This is a genomic window from Bacteroides thetaiotaomicron VPI-5482, from assembly GCF_000011065.1.
Classification (GTDB): Bacteria; Bacteroidota; Bacteroidia; order Bacteroidales; family Bacteroidaceae; genus Bacteroides; species Bacteroides thetaiotaomicron.
In genome coordinates this window covers 4,478,528-4,494,908 of the sequence record NC_004663.1, presented here as the reverse complement: position 1 = coordinate 4,494,908, position 16,381 = coordinate 4,478,528, and the positions used below count along the sequence as shown (strand labels likewise).

Annotated in this window: 9 protein-coding genes and 1 pseudogene; 4 read left to right on the top strand and 6 right to left on the bottom strand. The window is 37.7% G+C overall.

Going from position 1 to position 16,381, the window contains the following annotated elements; translation table 11 throughout:
- Window positions 1–87: 87 nt before the first annotated feature.
- From BT_RS17625 to BT_RS17605, 5 genes and pseudogenes are all read right to left on the bottom strand, one after another.
- Complete coding sequence (locus BT_RS17625; protein ID WP_008767671.1) at window positions 88–1,125, bottom strand: DUF4973 domain-containing protein; 1,038 nt, start codon at window positions 1,123–1,125, stop codon at window positions 88–90.
- Window positions 1,126–1,141: 16 nt separating this feature from the next.
- Complete coding sequence (locus tag BT_RS17620; RefSeq protein WP_008767672.1) at window positions 1,142–3,190, bottom strand: RagB/SusD family nutrient uptake outer membrane protein; 2,049 nt, start codon at window positions 3,188–3,190, stop codon at window positions 1,142–1,144.
- 16 nt (window positions 3,191–3,206) lie between these two features.
- Window positions 3,207–6,347 carry a SusC/RagA family TonB-linked outer membrane protein gene (locus tag BT_RS17615; protein WP_008767673.1) on the bottom strand — a complete coding sequence of 1,047 codons (3,141 nt, stop codon included), beginning with the start codon at window positions 6,345–6,347 and terminating at the stop codon, window positions 3,207–3,209.
- A gap of 11 nt (window positions 6,348–6,358) precedes the next feature.
- Window positions 6,359–7,900, bottom strand: a complete 1,542-nt coding sequence (locus tag BT_RS17610; protein WP_008767674.1) for an IPT/TIG domain-containing protein — start codon at window positions 7,898–7,900, stop codon at window positions 6,359–6,361.
- 17 nt (window positions 7,901–7,917) lie between these two features.
- Window positions 7,918–8,529 (bottom strand): annotated as a pseudogene (locus tag BT_RS17605) (glutaminase domain-containing protein); the annotation flags it as partial.
- Between the two features lie 344 nt (window positions 8,530–8,873).
- Between BT_RS17605 and BT_RS17600 the strand changes: the two are divergent.
- Complete coding sequence (locus BT_RS17600) at window positions 8,874–9,257, top strand: transposase (protein WP_008763908.1); 384 nt, start codon at window positions 8,874–8,876, stop codon at window positions 9,255–9,257.
- 8 nt (window positions 9,258–9,265) lie between these two features.
- A complete protein-coding gene (locus BT_RS17595) occupies window positions 9,266–10,150 on the top strand; it encodes an IS3 family transposase (RefSeq protein ID WP_008764101.1) in 885 nt (294 codons plus the stop codon).
- Between the two features lie 444 nt (window positions 10,151–10,594).
- On the opposite strand, the gene BT_RS17590 is transcribed toward BT_RS17595, so the two are convergent.
- Window positions 10,595–11,878, bottom strand: a complete 1,284-nt coding sequence (locus BT_RS17590) for a site-specific integrase (protein ID WP_008767676.1) — start codon at window positions 11,876–11,878, stop codon at window positions 10,595–10,597.
- A gap of 541 nt (window positions 11,879–12,419) precedes the next feature.
- Between BT_RS17590 and BT_RS17585 the strand changes: the two genes are divergently transcribed.
- Window positions 12,420–14,942: a glutaminase family protein gene (locus BT_RS17585; protein ID WP_011108848.1), complete on the top strand. Its 2,523-nt coding sequence runs from the start codon at window positions 12,420–12,422 to the stop codon at window positions 14,940–14,942.
- A 41-nt stretch (window positions 14,943–14,983) separates the two neighbouring features.
- Window positions 14,984–16,357: an IPT/TIG domain-containing protein gene (locus tag BT_RS17580; RefSeq protein WP_008767664.1), complete on the top strand. Its 1,374-nt coding sequence runs from the start codon at window positions 14,984–14,986 to the stop codon at window positions 16,355–16,357.
- Window positions 16,358–16,381: the final 24 nt, after the last annotated feature.

Sequence of the window (16,381 nt, the reverse complement as noted above, 5' to 3'; positions counted from 1 at the left end):
AAAGATAGAGAAGAACTCCGGTCATATGTTCTTCTCTATCTCTTATATTTGATAATTTATCCAATATTAATCAATAGACAAAACTATTTAATTCCCAGCCTCCCAGTCAATAGCTTGATCTTCATCTGGTATTTGAGTATTGATCTGACGCTCTAAAGCCAAAGAACCTATTACATGATATTCGGTTTCTACCCCCGGAATTGTAGTATAGTCAACATAAGTGTAATTAATATTTCTAATGATTATAGTCTTACGTTTCAAATAAGGACGAATAGGATCCATTGTTTCAGTTACACTATAGGTAGGGGTTACCTCTTTCCCATAGTCATCTTTACCTATTTGAAATTTCATTTTATTGTCAGAATCTGCAGGAGATAATTCCACATTGCCGATTTCTCCATTATCATTATTTATAAATTTAGCAAGAATCCTATATCCTTTCCTATCGACACGGGTTTCATCAATAATGCCAGCATAGAAAAAAAGGCTTTGATCGTCCACCACATAAGTCATTACATAGTTTTTGACAAATGGGGCCTCACTTTCCGCTCCTTTGATATAACACTTATAATTTACTGCACTATAATTGCCCGAATAATCATTAAAAGGCATAACACGGAGTAATGCTTTGCGATAATGCTTACGATAATTAGGGGTATAGCTACCATCTGAAGATTCTTCAACAGTTAAAGGCAGCACCCATTTCTCTGACAAATCAATATTATTCAACTTAAAATCTATAGGTAAAAGTGCTGTATTCTCCCCTGCTTTTATTTCAACGGTCTCCGGCAATGAATAGAAAGTAGCTGGTAATACCTGATAATAAAGATCTATACGCGTACTATAACGTTCTTTATTAAGAACCACTAAAGTATCTGGGTCCAAACCAATACGTACTGTATAGTTTTTATCATTTAAAGTCGTACCGCTAACTATCAAAGGCACCTGATAAGTAGTTGCTTCGTTCGCCTTATAGCGTACGTTAATTCGTGATACCCCATCACTGTTTATTGGAGCTTTAAAAGAAATATAATGTTCATATTGTTCACCACTCCACTCTTCATTACAGGAGATAATTAATGCGCTAACAGTTAGCATCATCAAATAAGTATATATCTTTTTCATATCTTTTCTTTTTTAATTAATCATTATAAGTCCAACCAGGATTCTGAGTTAAACGTTTGTTGCGTTTCAATTCATCATGTTTTATAGGCCAGAAATACATTTTGGATGAAAAAGTTGCTGAAAGATTAGATATGGGTACCGGTGTATGGAAAAGATCTTTCTGACTTTCAGTCATAAAAGTATAACAACCATAAACAGGCACTGACTCTTCCAATTCTGCATCTTTCCAACGACGAAGATCATAGTAACGTTTCCCTTCAGCAAAGAGCTCAATCTGTCGTTCACGTTTCAGTTTAATACGGAATTTTGCAGGGTTATCATATATAGGAGTATCATAATCCGGTACACCGGCACGCATACGCACAGGTTTTATTCCTTTTCTCATTTCTTCCGGATCACGGTTAATGGTATAAGCTTTAATTCCGTCCCATGAGGAAACCTCATAAGATGTAGTCAATTCGTTTAATGCCTCTGCATACATCAACAGAATATCGGCATAACGAATAGCTGGTTCATCTTTATCAATAATTTTGGCTCCGTCGCTATTTTCATAAGTATCGCTTGGGTTCACGTATTTCATCACTCCAATACCTGTACGCAGCCAAAACATATTATTGGAATAACCATTACCTCCACCTCGATAGTAGAATACTTGTTTATTCTGATTTGCTTGCTGAGATTCATTTCCTAAATACCATCTGGCACCGTTAAAAGCAACAGAAGCATAAAAACGTGGTTCCCGATTTGCATATTGCAAAGAAACATTTGCAGAAAGCGGTTTATAGTCCTGTGCGTTTGAAGTATAGCCGACTGGTCGCGGGCGATTGTCTACACGATCCTTATATGCTTGGTATCCTGCGTACTGAGAATTCATTCCAGGACAATCGTCTCCAGTATTCATATAATAAGCATCTACTTGTTTTTGAGTCATTCCATGGGTATTCCATCCTTTAGCAACGGAAGGCAGTTGGTGAATTACCATATCCTTAATGCGTTCACCACCGATGTTCTGCCCTCTAGTAAAAATCAGTTCAGGATTATCTACTGATGACACAGTTCCATTAAACAATGCACGATATGATTCGTATGGATCAATATTCGCCCATCCATTCGGAAAATCTTCATTTGAATATACATCGTGATGTGGAGGCGCTATAGTTGCCGGAAAAGCACCTGTATTCACGGTATTGATACCTGTGGTATAAAGCTTATATACATTCAATTCCATTACATCTTTGCAGGCAGCAGCTGCTTTTGCCCATTTACTTTCATCATATTCAGGAGAAAGCAAACGATTACCTTTATCATCCAGCAATTGTTGTGCATATTCATCATTATTACCATTCGTTAACGGACTGGCAGCATACAATAGAGCTAATGCACGGGTAGCCAAAGCCGCTCCCCGCGTCGGACGGTTTATACTAAGTTGCTCTCTCGTCAATGGCAAATCTTTAGCTGCTATTACCATTTCACTTGCAATATAATTGGCACAAACATCATAAGAACTGCGTGGTGTAGCGACATCATCATAAGAGTCATTGTAGTTAAAACCATTTTCCGGAACTAGAGGTATCGGCCCATATTTACGAAGAAGAATCCAATAAAAATAAGCTCTAACAAAACGCGCTTGCGCTTTAAGATCAACAATCTCTTCAGGTTTATATTTATCGTTCATATCCACATTCTGCATGAAAATCGTAGCCTGACGAATACCATTATAACAGCGATCCCAAGTATCCTGGAAAGCACCTTCGTCATACCCTCCTTCATGAAACTTATTATATGACATGTTTCCACCTTTGGATGCGTCTATGGTAACATCATCATCACCATAGTACATACAGTCGTCAAACACAAACGGAGTATTGCGTTTACTGCCTACATCGCAGCATTGCCCGGTAAGGAATGAATATGCACGTGCCAACCACTGTTCGGTCTTATCATAATCTGTAAATATCTTCTCCAAAGATTCACGATCTTTAAAAATGTATTCTGAATCCAAATAGTCAGAACATGATGTAGTCCCGAAACCGATTATAATTATCAATAATATATATTTTTTCATTTTATTGTTCTGAATTTTATAAGTTAACGCTTAAACCGAGTGTTATAGACTTAGCTAATGGATATTGCTCACCACGTGAAGCCCCCATTTCAGGATCCCAAAGTTTAAAACTGGACCATGTCAGTAAATTAGTTCCTGTCATGAAAATACGTACATTATTAAAATGTATCTTATTCACGATCTTCTTCGGAAGAGTATAACCGACATCAATCGTTTTCAGACGGACATATGAACCATTACGCAACCAATATGTCGAATTACGGTAATTATTTTTATATTCATAGATCGTTGTATTACCATTACCATTATCCGTATAACTCAAACGAGGGTATGATGCATTCGGATTCTCATTAGCAGGGATGCCAAGCTTTTGTGCAGTCTCCGCATCCACCCAACGATTATCCAGCGTTCCTTTAAGAATATTACCCCATTGTCCTTCTGTAAAAGCCCATATACATTTGCCATAAGTAAAGAACTGAGATTTACCGGCACCTTGGAAATGTAAGCTTACATCCAATCCCTTCCAGGTAGCAGAAAGACCTAAACCATAAATTAGATTTGGTTTACTAGTTGAACCAATAGCTACGATATCGCCATCATTGACAACACCATCACCATTTACATCTTTATATTTAATATCACCGGGCATTACAGGACCATATTTCTGTGTAGGACTGTTACGAATGTCATCATAGTCCTTAAATAATCCTAAAGCTATCAAGCCTCTATTTTGATTAACCCGATACCCTTTTTTCATTTGATAAGCATAAACATTGTTCTCTTCATCGCGTTCTATGATTTCATTCTTACTATATGTGATATTACCACGTACAGTGAACTTAACATCACTAATTTTTTGTTTATAACTAAAGTTTCCATCAAACCCTTTTGAATTTACTTCACCCACATTAGCATAAGGTTTATTGCCATCCAGACCAACCATTCCTGGTAAGAATGCACGCTCCATATAAATACCACTACGACTTTCATCAAAATAGTCGATCGTAGCTGTGAATTTGTCATTAAATAAAGCCATATCTATACCAAGGTCGCTTTTGGTTGCTATTTCCCATGTTATATCATTAGAAGCAAGTTTTGTATAGCGTAAACCATTATAAGATTTATTACTTCCATAAGTGGCCCAGTTGTAACCTGCATAATATTTCGTCTGATCATTTTCTTTATAGTTATCGGCAATTGAATAAAGATATGGGAAACGGGTTCCTACATTATCATTACCGACCTTACCATAAGAATAACGAACCTTAAACATATTCATCCATTTCAGATGCTTTTTTATTATTTTCTCTTCTGCAATATTCCATGCCAGAGAATATGCGGGAAAAAAGCCAAAACGATGTCCTTTCGCAAAATTTTCCGAACCGTTGTAACCAAAATTGAAGTCAACAAAATATCGATAGTTATAATTATAAGCAAAGCGCCCTGCCAAAGCCTGATTTCGTCTACTCACTCCCTCTTTTAAATCATCTCCCAAAGCAACCGTTTTAACAAAAGCATCTTGGGTATATTTCAATGTCGCGCTAGGATGATGTGCTTTAAACGCTCTGTTCCAATTTAACGTCAAATCTAAGAATTCACGACGATTTCCACTTGAACTACTCTCCTGTGCCATATTTCCTGCACCGGAAATCTTTTTAAATACTAATTCACCCTCTTCATTGCGAGCTCGTTCCGCAAGCCATTGTTCCGGCCATTTATGACGTTTGATAGTATTATCATTATATGTGTCATATCCAAAACGTCCTACAAATTTCAGATTTTTAGTAATGAAGTCTAGTTTCTGCTCCAATGTTACATTAGTTTGAATAGTATTTTTCCAATTCTCATTAAAACCTGTTTGGGTAGCCGCTACCCATGGGTTAGTCTTATTACCCGTACCGACGGCAGGTACATAGCCATTAGAATATAATACCGGAGTTCTTATTGGAGTATATCCAAAAAGTTCTCCCCATACATCAGAATCTCCCAATCCCGGACTATTTCTTTTGGATAAATAACCGGAAACTCCTAACTTGAGAAGTGTACTTTTTGTAATATCAATATCTGTGTTCATGCGATAATTATAACGGCGATAATCAGCGTTCGTGTTATAATCTCCTTTTAACGAGCTATCCGTGTTATACATACCCTGTTCGTCCAAATAACTGAAAGATACAAAATAGCGTGCAGTATTTCCACCACCATTCATATTCAGATTTACCCGATGTTGCCACGCTCCCTCCTTTAATAGTAAATCCATCCAGTCCACATTCGGATAGAGGTCTGGATCTAACCCAAGACGGATAATATCCAACTCTTCAGGCTGGTAAACGGGTTCATAGTTACGAGTAATACGTGCTTCATTTAAAAAATTTGCATAATTTACCCCATTCTCAAATTCAGGAGTGATCGTACGCATATTATAAGTCGTTTCTGCTTTTGCGGTAATATTAATTTTACCGGCTTTACCGTGTTTAGTTGTAATCAATACTACCCCATTCGCGCCTTTTGATCCATAAATAGCAGTGGCAGAAGCATCTTTTAAAACTGAAAAGGATTCAATATCTTCTATATTGATTTCATCCATACTGCGTTCGAAGCCATCAACCAAGACATACGCGCTAGTACTTGCACCAAAAGTCGAAATTCCACGAATCCAAAACTCAGATACATTTTTACCAGGTTGTCCGGAAGTCTGCATTGCCAAAACACCAGCGACATTACCGGCTAATGTATTTACGATACTAGAAGACGGATTAGCTTTCAGATGATCTACATTTACTGTTGTAATAGCCCCTGTCTGAGTCAATTTTGTCTGAGCTCCAGTACCAGTAATAACCACTTCGTCAATAGCATTGGTAACATCTTCTTTTAGTACTATATTTACTTTTGACTGATTTTTTATTAGAACTTCTTGTGACTGATAACCAATATAAGAAAATACCAAGCGATTGTAAGGTTCCACTTTAATTACATATCGTCCGTTGAGATCTGTGATTGTTCCTAGCCCTGGGACATCTTTTACACTAACATTAGCACCAATGACCGGTTCTTTATTCTCATCTGTGACAATACCAGAGACACTAATCTTTTGCTGTGCCAAGGCGTTTATAGCCACCCATAGCAACATAGTACATAAGACAAATAATTTTTTCATATTTTAGTGTGTTAATCATTAAATTCTTCTAAAGCTATTTTACGGATACGGTGATTATAAGCATCACCTACATAAACTATTCCTGTCTTTTCATCATATGCAATAGCTTTAGGACGTTCGAAACGAGCTTCTTTTCTCAAATCCCCATTAACATACCCCCAAGGATTAGAATTTAAACTAGCGCTTCCTCGACCTGCAAATGTTGAGACTTGTCCCAGTGGAGTTAAAATTCGGATAGCATGGTTATGTTTATCTGCAATATAAAAGTCATATTCATCTATCTCACCTTTATAATTATCATTCTTTACAAATACACCTTGGTATGCCGAATCGAACTTAGCTAAATTCCCAACAGCATCTACATATCCATTTTGATTAGCGCTTCCTGCTACCACGTAAGGAGTAGTAAAAGACTCCCCATTATAATCAGAACGAAGAATATAGTGCTTGTTAATAACCATAAGGTAAGCATAATTTCCTGTTGGATGAATAATTATATTAAATTCCCATTCTTTATCTTGGACGGTAAACATATAGTCCGCCCCTGTCCCAGGTGAAACAGCTGTAGTACGGGTTCCGTCAACAAATTCTTGAAGAATATCTTTTTTTACTCTATAAAGGTGACCTTTCTGAAAATGAGTAAAATATAAATCACCGTTTTGGGGATGGATTGCTGCACATGCGCAACCATTGTAATTCACAATTGTTCTTCTATTTGACCATTTAAAACCACATGGTTTAGTTGTATCTGAAACACGATCAAACATATAGACCGCAGGATTAGTTGCATTAGCTTGTGATGTAGCCACAACCATATGATACACTCCGTCCTTATCTTTAAAAAAATCAATAGAACGCCCACGCTCATACCCTCCATACTCACTCCTAGGAAGAATAGTATATAATTGTTGCCGTCCGAAATCAATACAGCGTATACCAGAACCTGTAACACCTTCAGGGTCAACAGATGTATCCTCAGCAAAATATAACAACTCAGGGTACTCAGGATCCCATTTCATAAAACAAGGATTAGCAACACCGCCACAATTATCAAAAGGCCCGTCTTTTATTTCAAAATTTTTCTTTTTATCGGAAATTTGTGGATTAACCTCACCAAGTAAAGTACTTACTACTTTTAATCGTTGATATTCAAATCTCACATCAGATTTTTCAGAAGTATATGTTTTTTCTCCATCTTTTATCGTAACCTGTATATCACCTTCATAGGCTTTTGATGGCATAAGACAATACATATATGTAGACTTTACATTTACAACCGAGCTTTTCTGACCACCAATATAAACTTCCAATTGGGAAGGATTATTTCCAAAATTCTCTCCATAAATAAGTACTCTTTGCCCTGCAGAGCCTGCTTTAGGGTAAATACTATCAATACGAATAGGAAAAGCAGGATTGAATGGAGTTCCTCCACTACCTGTAATAGGAGATACTTCTTTTCCATCATCACAGCTTCCTAAAAAAAAGGCTAATAATGTAAGCATGACGTATGGTATACACCAAAACTTACTTTTCTTGTTACTTTTTAAATTCATAATAAATTAGATTTAAATTACTGATTATTCATGACTTTGTTCATCAATACCTGCATCCAATAACCTCCTATTACCGAGCGAGCTCTAAAACCAACCCATTTCCCACTATCTGTGTGATGCCAGTCGCTGATGGGTACCCGTGAAGTCGTTTCATTGATATATTTATAGAGAGGATTTATGAACTGTTCGAAAGTATCTTGGTCTGGAGACATAGCTGCAATCCACATAATCCAGTCAGACTTTGTATACTCTTTGCGAGAGTCCAATGGCAATCCATAAGGATTCTGTTTCGTCAAATAGTAACTTACTTCCTTGTCGATTACATTATTGGGGAACAAATTCAGATTCCACATCTTGTCCCAAATCATATTATATTTCTGACTCCAGGTATTCTCACGGTCGAAAGCAAGGCGGTAATGATTACCTTCATTTGCCATTTCTTCCCATTTCACCGCCATTTTCTTGGCTATACCTGCATATTTCTCTGCAACATCATATAAACCAAGCATATGCGCCATTTCGCTATATCCGGCTACACCCATGATCGCTTTTACTGAAAGATTGGCATTATGGGCCCAATGACCGGCGAAGTCATCCGTGCATAATTGGTTCTCCGGGTCCTGTCCAAACGACCCGCAAACACATTAACATCCTATTAATTAATGGATTATGATTGAATTGTATTGCGTTTGTATTGTAATTCTATGTATTATACATGAATAAATAAGTTACAGAAAGAAAAGAATTATAGGAAGTATGAGATACTTGTCTTATATATTAGAATAGCAGTTCCTTATAGATTTATTTAAAAACTTTATTTTCATCTGTCTAAATGCTCTAACGATGTAAGAATGAAGCATATCTGTTTGGACATGAACATAAACTCTATAATATTACCGATAGTACTTTATATGGCTAGATATCAGCATGTAGTGTACTGAATAAGTTGACACTTCAAAAATCGAAAATAAAGATGAAATATTCGAAAAAGAAGTACAACTATTACAGTGATGATGAACGAATGTCTTATATTCGTGAGTATTTATCAAGTCCCGAGAGCAAATCTGAGTTTTGTAAGCGTCACGGCTTTTGTGCCAAGCTTCTTACTTATTGGCTTAACAAGTATCAAATAGAAGACAAAGATATGGGTAGATCCTCTAAACCAGTAAATAGCGATGCTATTGATTCTAGTATTTCTGAGCTCCAGAAAGAACTATCGCTATTGCGTGCTGAGAACCGTAAACTTCATCGGGCTCTTGCTGATGAGAGTTTACGTCACGAGGCGTGCGAAGAACTCATCAATCTTGCTGAATCCACGTATCATATCAAGGTACGAAAAAACTCCGATGCCAAGTAATCGACACCTTGTCACAGAGGTACTCATCCCGACGCAAACGTGGTTGTATAAAGTTCCTCTGTGATTACTTCGGCATAACCCGACAAGGTTATTACAAGCATGTGAACCGACATTTGGAGGTTGATATCCTTACCACAAGCATCGTGTTGTACTGCAAAGAACTGTTGGAACTCATGCCCAAAGCTGGTATGCGCGAGTTATACGCCTGCTGCGTGAGTAAGTTTGGACCAAAGATGGTTATCGGTCGTGATCGTTGTTATGACATTTTTCGCTCCAATGGTTTGTGTCAACGTACAAGTCGCAAGCGTCCTAAAACAACGAATTCGAACCATAATTACTATATCTACCCCGATCTGTTGAATGTTGCACCCAAATTTGTCGCTACAAGATTGGGCGCTATGGTAGTGGCGGATATAACCTACGTAAACACCGGTCAGGGCTGGGCTTACCTCTCGTTGCTTACCGATGCGTCAAGTCGTGCCATCGTGGGATATGCGCTTTACAAAACTCTTGAGACGGAGGGGCCCTTGAAAGCTTTGGAGATGGCAATATCATTCTATGAGAAGTATCACATAGACATGAGCACTCTTATTCATCATTCCGACCGGGGTGTCCAATATTGCTCAAATAAATATGTAGAGAGGCTTAAAGAGCATCAAATCAACATCAGTATGACGCAGTGTGGTGATCCTTTACATAATGCATTGGCTGAAAGAATGAACAACACCATTAAAAACGGTTGGCTATTCGACTGTGATGATGAGAGCTTCGAGCAAGTAAGCAAGCGCATTGAAGATGCTGTATATGTATATAATCATGTGCGGCCTCATCAAGGGATAAACATGAGGACACCTATGGAAGTGGTCAGCGAAACGGGAGGATTAACAGCATAATACCCGCTCGTCGGGACGGGTGGTCCCGCCCCTTGCCGCTAGGGCGATCCCCGACCGAAGAGTTTTTGGTTGTTGGCAACATTACATTTTCCTGAAGAAGGCTTGCGTAAATAAAGGAAGATGCATAAATTTGCAAGCACCAACAAAAGACAACTAACATAGGAATAAGAATAACAAAAGTAAACCTATTTAGATATTAAAGTATATTGAGTAAACTAATTCAGTTATAACAAACGAAGTTGTCAACTAAAACCAGTACACATCAGCAACTTATAGTTTCCTGTCATTTCTTGGAATGGAAACTGTCGTTTCCCGGTGAGGGAACGGACGTTCCTTTTAATGGAAACGACCGTTCCTTTTAAAGGGAACTGGCGTTTCCTCCGAGGAAACTAACGCCTGTTGTCTTATTCTAAAAATGGTTATAGTTTTATCTCCCTAAGGAATTCATCTGGCTAATTTGGCACGCAACTCTTTTAGTCTTTTAGCAGCCTGCTGATTATCCACTTTAATATATCGCATAAACGCAGATGGACTTTTATGTCCGGATATACGCATTAGTTCTGCTGCAGGAAAACCAGATAGATACATGTTTGTACAAAACGATCGCCGACAGGTATGGGAAGAGATCATTTCCCATTTCTCATATACCCTCTTTTCTCGCTCTTTACCTTTCCTGCGGACAACTTCAATCTTTTGGCTCAATTTTATCTTCCGCCCCAACTCTTTGACTCTCTCATTAAACATGTATCGTGGGATTTTAGGCAAATCATAATTATATTTTTTAAGAATCTCGGGCACATAATCAATCATGGGAATCACTACAGCCTTGTGTACCTTCCGCTGTTTGAGATTTATATTCTCATTATCCAAATCAATATGCTCAGGACTTAAAGTTGAAAGGTCACTGTATCGTAATCCTGTGAAACACCCGGTAATGAATACATCCCGTATCTCTTCCAATTGCTTATCATCTGATAAATCAAGTTCGTATATTGCAGCCAGCTCCTTTTCATTTAGATAAATAGCATCGGTTTCCTCTTCTACAACTTTGAAATTCTTTAGGTCAATCGGTGGAATAATTCCTTTTACTATTTGATAATTAACAAAGCCTTTCAACAAACGTATGATTTTTCCTGCAGAATTGGTGAGCAGCCCTACAGTTCCGTTTGGTTTTACTACTTTATGAAATAGATAATCCATAAACTCGTTGTAAAATGTCAGATTCAAGTTGCGGAATGTTACAGGTTGTGATGAGTATTCTTTGAAGGCGGTCAGATGCTTGCGGAGTGTTCGATAGTCTTTTATTTGATCTGCAGAGACGGATGGTGCTTTTTCCACTATATACCGTTCTAATGCATCAAACATATCTACCCGATTAGGACGCAGATCATATTCCCTGTTCTTTTCTAATTCAAGCAAGACAAAATCAACTGTCGGATCTATGCCGTTTACTTTAGCATAGGTGAGAATATCACCGAGCTTAGATGTTATCTTAATCAAGCAGGCATCAATTTCTTCATAATGGGGACATGCACGCTTAATCCATTTCCTTTTTGCATCCCAATGTTCCGGTTTGATATTGTATCCGGTAGAGATAAGCGTGCGCTTGTTCCGATTGTAATTATATCGAACATAAAGGACAGTAGTTCCCTCTTGGGTAACGTACTTGGGTTTAATATATGGTATATATTTTGCGATGGTATAATCAGTATTGCATTCGTGTTGCAAATTTACGAAAGCTATCTGAAATGACCAATATCTCTTTTGTTAAAGTTAGAAGTCATCAATTAATAGACCTTCATTTTGGGTTGGTAAGGATAAAATCTGCTCAAAAAAGGATAAATACTGCTCAAACAACGTCAGAGCCCCTATTCCGTATGTTAAAAGAACGTTTGAAATCCAAAAAAGAATAGATTTTGTCCTTTCTTGAACACAGATTTTCCTTGTTTCTTTTATTAATTCCATTATTTTGTGTCATCAAGATGAGATACTATGGAAAATAAAGAGTTTGTTAAAGCTCGATATTTGCTAGAAATACACGATTTGTTAGCCGCTTCTCCATAACATTTCATCCTAAATATGACAGTACTGATATTATATATTAAAGGTATAGGAAAACGGGTATAAAGATTGCAATTATTCAAAGGTGAGATAGTATTAAGGTAAAAAGTGGATTTAAAAGAATACTTAGGGCTTGTTTTTTTATGAGGTAAATAAGATTGATGGATGGATAACCTTGGATTTGAAGATTAATTTAAAGCAAATATTTATGAAGAAATTGCTAGCCATAATGGCTCTTTCAGTCGGCTTGTTGGCAAATGCCCAGACCGTTGACTTATTAAAACCTGCAAAAGATATAGTGCTACGTGCTCCGTCGGTGCCTATTATCGTTTCAGATCCTTATTTTTCGATCTGGTCACCCTATGATAAATTAATGGAAGGTAGTACAGAGCATTGGACAAGTGCGAAGAAACCTTTATTGGGTGCTCTGCGTGTTGACGGAAAAGTATATCGTTTTTTGGGGAAAGATAAAATTAATCTGGTACCTATTGCTCCTATGACTAATGTAGAACGTTGGGAAGCAGCGTACACTAACAGCCAACCATCAAACGGATGGCAAGAATTTCAGTTTGATGATAGCAATTGGAAGAAAGGTAAAGCAGCGTTTGGTAGTCGTGATATGGAACGTATTCACACAGAATGGAAAGGAGACAATACCGATATCTACATTCGTCGCACTTTCGATTTTAATGAACCGAATATCGCTGAAGATATTTATCTGATCTATTCCCATGATGATGTATTTGAGTTGTATCTAAATGGGGAAAAGCTTGTTTCTACAGGACTTGTCTGGAAGAATAATGTATATCTGAAACTTTCAGAAGAAGCAAAAAAGAAACTTCGTAAAGGTAAGAACGTAATCGCTGCCCATTGCCACAATACTACAGGTGGTTCATATGTCGATTTCGGATTGTTTCGTGAGAAGGAAAATGCTGTTAAGTTTGCAAATGAAGCTGTTCAGAAATCTGTAGACGTATTGGCTACTTCCACCTACTATACTTTCACTTGTGGTCCTGTAGAGCTTGATGTCGTGTTTACCGCTCCTCAATTAATTGATGATCTTGATTTATTGTCAACTCCTATAAACTATGTTTCTTATCATGTACGTTCATTAGATAAAAAAACTCATGATGTACAATTCTATATGGAGACAACTCCTGAACTGGCTATTAACGAAAGTAACCAGCCTACTGTTGCTCGTACCTTATCAAAGAATGGTATCAGTTATGTAGAAGCAGGTTCAATCGATCAACCAATATGTGACCGAAGAGGTGACTTGATTTGTGCTGATTGGGGTTATGCATATCTTGCTAGTACGAATGGATCAGGTAAATCAGTCAGTTTGGGAGACTATTACGGAATGAAAGAATCATTCGTGAAAAATGGTACATTAGCCACTACAAAGACTAAATGGACAACTCGTAAAGAGGAAGATAATCCGGCTATGGCATATGTTCACAATCTCGGTTCTGTCTCCAATAGCGGGAAAGAAGGATTCATGATGCTTGGTTATGATGACATTTACTCTATTGAGTATATGTACGAGAAGCGTATGGGCTATTGGAAGCATGATGGCAAAGTGACTATCTTCGATGCTTTCGAAAAATTGAGAGACAACTATCAGGCTATTATGGAACGTTGTCGCGCCTTTGACGAACTTATTTATGACGATGCAGAAAAGGCAGGTGGCAAAAAATATGCAGAAATCTGTTCGGCATCTTATCGCCAAGTGATCTCTGCTCATAAACTCTTTACTGATAAAGAAGGTAACTTGTTATGGTTCTCTAAAGAAAACAACAGTAATGGTTGTGTAAATACAGTAGACCTAACTTATCCATCCGCACCACTATTTTTGGTTTATAACCCTGAATTACAGAAAGCTATGATGACTAGCATCTTTGAGTATAGTGCTAGCGGTCGTTGGAACAAACCTTTTCCAGCACACGATTTAGGGACTTATCCTATTGCTAATGGTCAAGTGTATGGAGGTGACATGCCAATTGAAGAAGGAGGTAACATGGTAATTCTTGCTGCTGCTATTAGCAAAATCGAAGGAAACGCTGACTATGTAAAAAAATATTGGGATCTCTTAACTACTTGGACAAACTATCTCGTAGAGTATGGACAGGACCCGGAGAACCAATTATGCACGGATGACTTCGCCGGTCATTGGGCTCATAATGCCAATCTTTCAGTAAAAGCGATCATGGGTGTAGCCGGATATAGCGAAATGGCGCATATGCTTGGTTTATATGATGTTGCAGAGAAATATGCAGGTATAGCCAAGAAAATGGCGGTGAAATGGGAAGAAATGGCAAATGAAGGTGATCATTACCGCCTTGCTTTCGACCGTGAGAATACCTGGAGCCAAAAGTATAATATGATTTGGGACAAGATGTGGAATCTGAATTTGTTCCCCAATAATGTAATCGACAAGGAAGTAAGTTACTATTTGACAAAACAGAATCCTTACGGATTGCCATTGGACTCCCGCAAAGAGTATACAAAGTCTGACTGGATTATGTGGACTGCAACTATGTCTCCGGATCAGGCTACTTTTGAAAAGTTTATAAATCCTCTCTATAAATATATCAATGAAACGACTTCACGAGTACCTATCAGTGATTGGCATGATACGAAAACAGGCAAAATGACTGGTTTTAAGGCTCGTTCTGTAATCGGAGGATATTGGATGAAAGTACTAGTGAATAAGAATTCAAATAATCTGTAAAAATGCATACAAATATTTTTACCAATAAAATCCAATGTATTATGAAAATGAAAAGTAAGACCAAAAGTTGCTGTCAGTACACTCAATGGGTAGTACTGGCTTTACTTACACTTATCTTTGCAAGTTGCAAAGATAATGATGACGCAACAGGAGATTTTGATCCGAATAAGCCTGTTGTCATTTCTGAATTCAGTCCAAAAGAAGGAGGACTTGGAACCCGAATGCTCTTGTATGGAGAAAACTTCGGAAGTGATATTTCTAAAATAAAGGTAACTATCGGTGGACAAGACTCCAAAGTTGTAGGAGCAAAAGGAAAAAGCCTCTACTGTGTTGTGCCAGCTAAAGCTTATGATGGAGATATTAAATTAAGTATTCTCAACGATGAAGGTGAAGAAATTGCAAATACAGAAGCCAATGAGAAGTTTGTATATCAAAAGAAGATGCTTGTTACAACATTTCTAGGAACAATGTATGATGGAAACACCAAATATGATTTAAAAGATGGACCTTTTGATGATTGTGGTGGCTTTGGAGGTGCTGTTTGGTTGTCCTTTGATCCCAAAAATCACAATCATTTATATCTAGTGGGTGAACAGCACCCTACCCGTTTGATTGACTTTGAAAAAGAATATGTAAGTACCGTATATAGTGGATTAAGCAAAGTACGTACCATCTGCTGGACACATGAAGCTGACAGCATGATTATTACCAATGACCAAAATAATAATGATAGACCGAACAATTATATTCTTACACGTGAATCAGGATTCAAAGTTATAACAGAATTGACAAAAGGTCAAAACTGTAATGGTGCAGAAACTCATCCTATAAATGGAGAATTATATTTCAATTCATGGAATGCTGGTCAAGTGTTTCGATATGATTTTACAACTCAGGAAACTACCCCTTTGTTTACGATACAAGATAGTGGATGGGAGTTTCATATCCAATTCCACCCTAGCGGAAACTATGCATACATTGTAGTAGTTAATCAACATTACATCTTACGTTCTGATTATGACTGGAAGACAAAGCGCCTTACCACCCCATATATTGTTTGTGGTCAGCAGGGTGCCAAAGATTGGGTAGATGGAGTTGGTAAAAAAGCCCGCATGCATGCTCCCCGACAAGGTACATTCGTAAAGAATCCAGCATACAAAGGGAGCAGCGATGAATATGACTTTTATTTCTGTGATAGAGAAAACCACTGTATCCGTATCTTAACACCACAAGGTCGAGTAACGACATTTGCTGGTAGAGGCAGTAATGGAACTTCCGGATATAATGATGGTGATTTACGCCAAGAAGCACGCTTCAATCATCCTGAAGGAATCGTATACGATGAAGAAAGAGAATGTTTCTTTATAGGTGACCGTGAAAACCGCCGTATTCGCAAAATTGGCTACGAAGAATAATACATGATTAACACATACATTTAT

Coding starts and splice junctions, on each gene's coding strand:
- BT_RS17620 (WP_008767672.1), bottom strand. CDS start 3,190: ATGAAAAAATATATATTATTGATAATTATAATCGGTTTCGGGACTACA.
- BT_RS17610 (WP_008767674.1), bottom strand. CDS start 7,900: ATGAATTTAAAAAGTAACAAGAAAAGTAAGTTTTGGTGTATACCATAC.
- BT_RS17580 (WP_008767664.1), top strand. CDS start 14,984: ATGAAAATGAAAAGTAAGACCAAAAGTTGCTGTCAGTACACTCAATGG.
- BT_RS17585 (WP_011108848.1), top strand. CDS start 12,420: ATGAAGAAATTGCTAGCCATAATGGCTCTTTCAGTCGGCTTGTTGGCA.
- BT_RS17615 (WP_008767673.1), bottom strand. CDS start 6,347: ATGAAAAAATTATTTGTCTTATGTACTATGTTGCTATGGGTGGCTATA.
- BT_RS17600 (WP_008763908.1), top strand. CDS start 8,874: ATGAAATATTCGAAAAAGAAGTACAACTATTACAGTGATGATGAACGA.
- BT_RS17625 (WP_008767671.1), bottom strand. CDS start 1,125: ATGAAAAAGATATATACTTATTTGATGATGCTAACTGTTAGCGCATTA.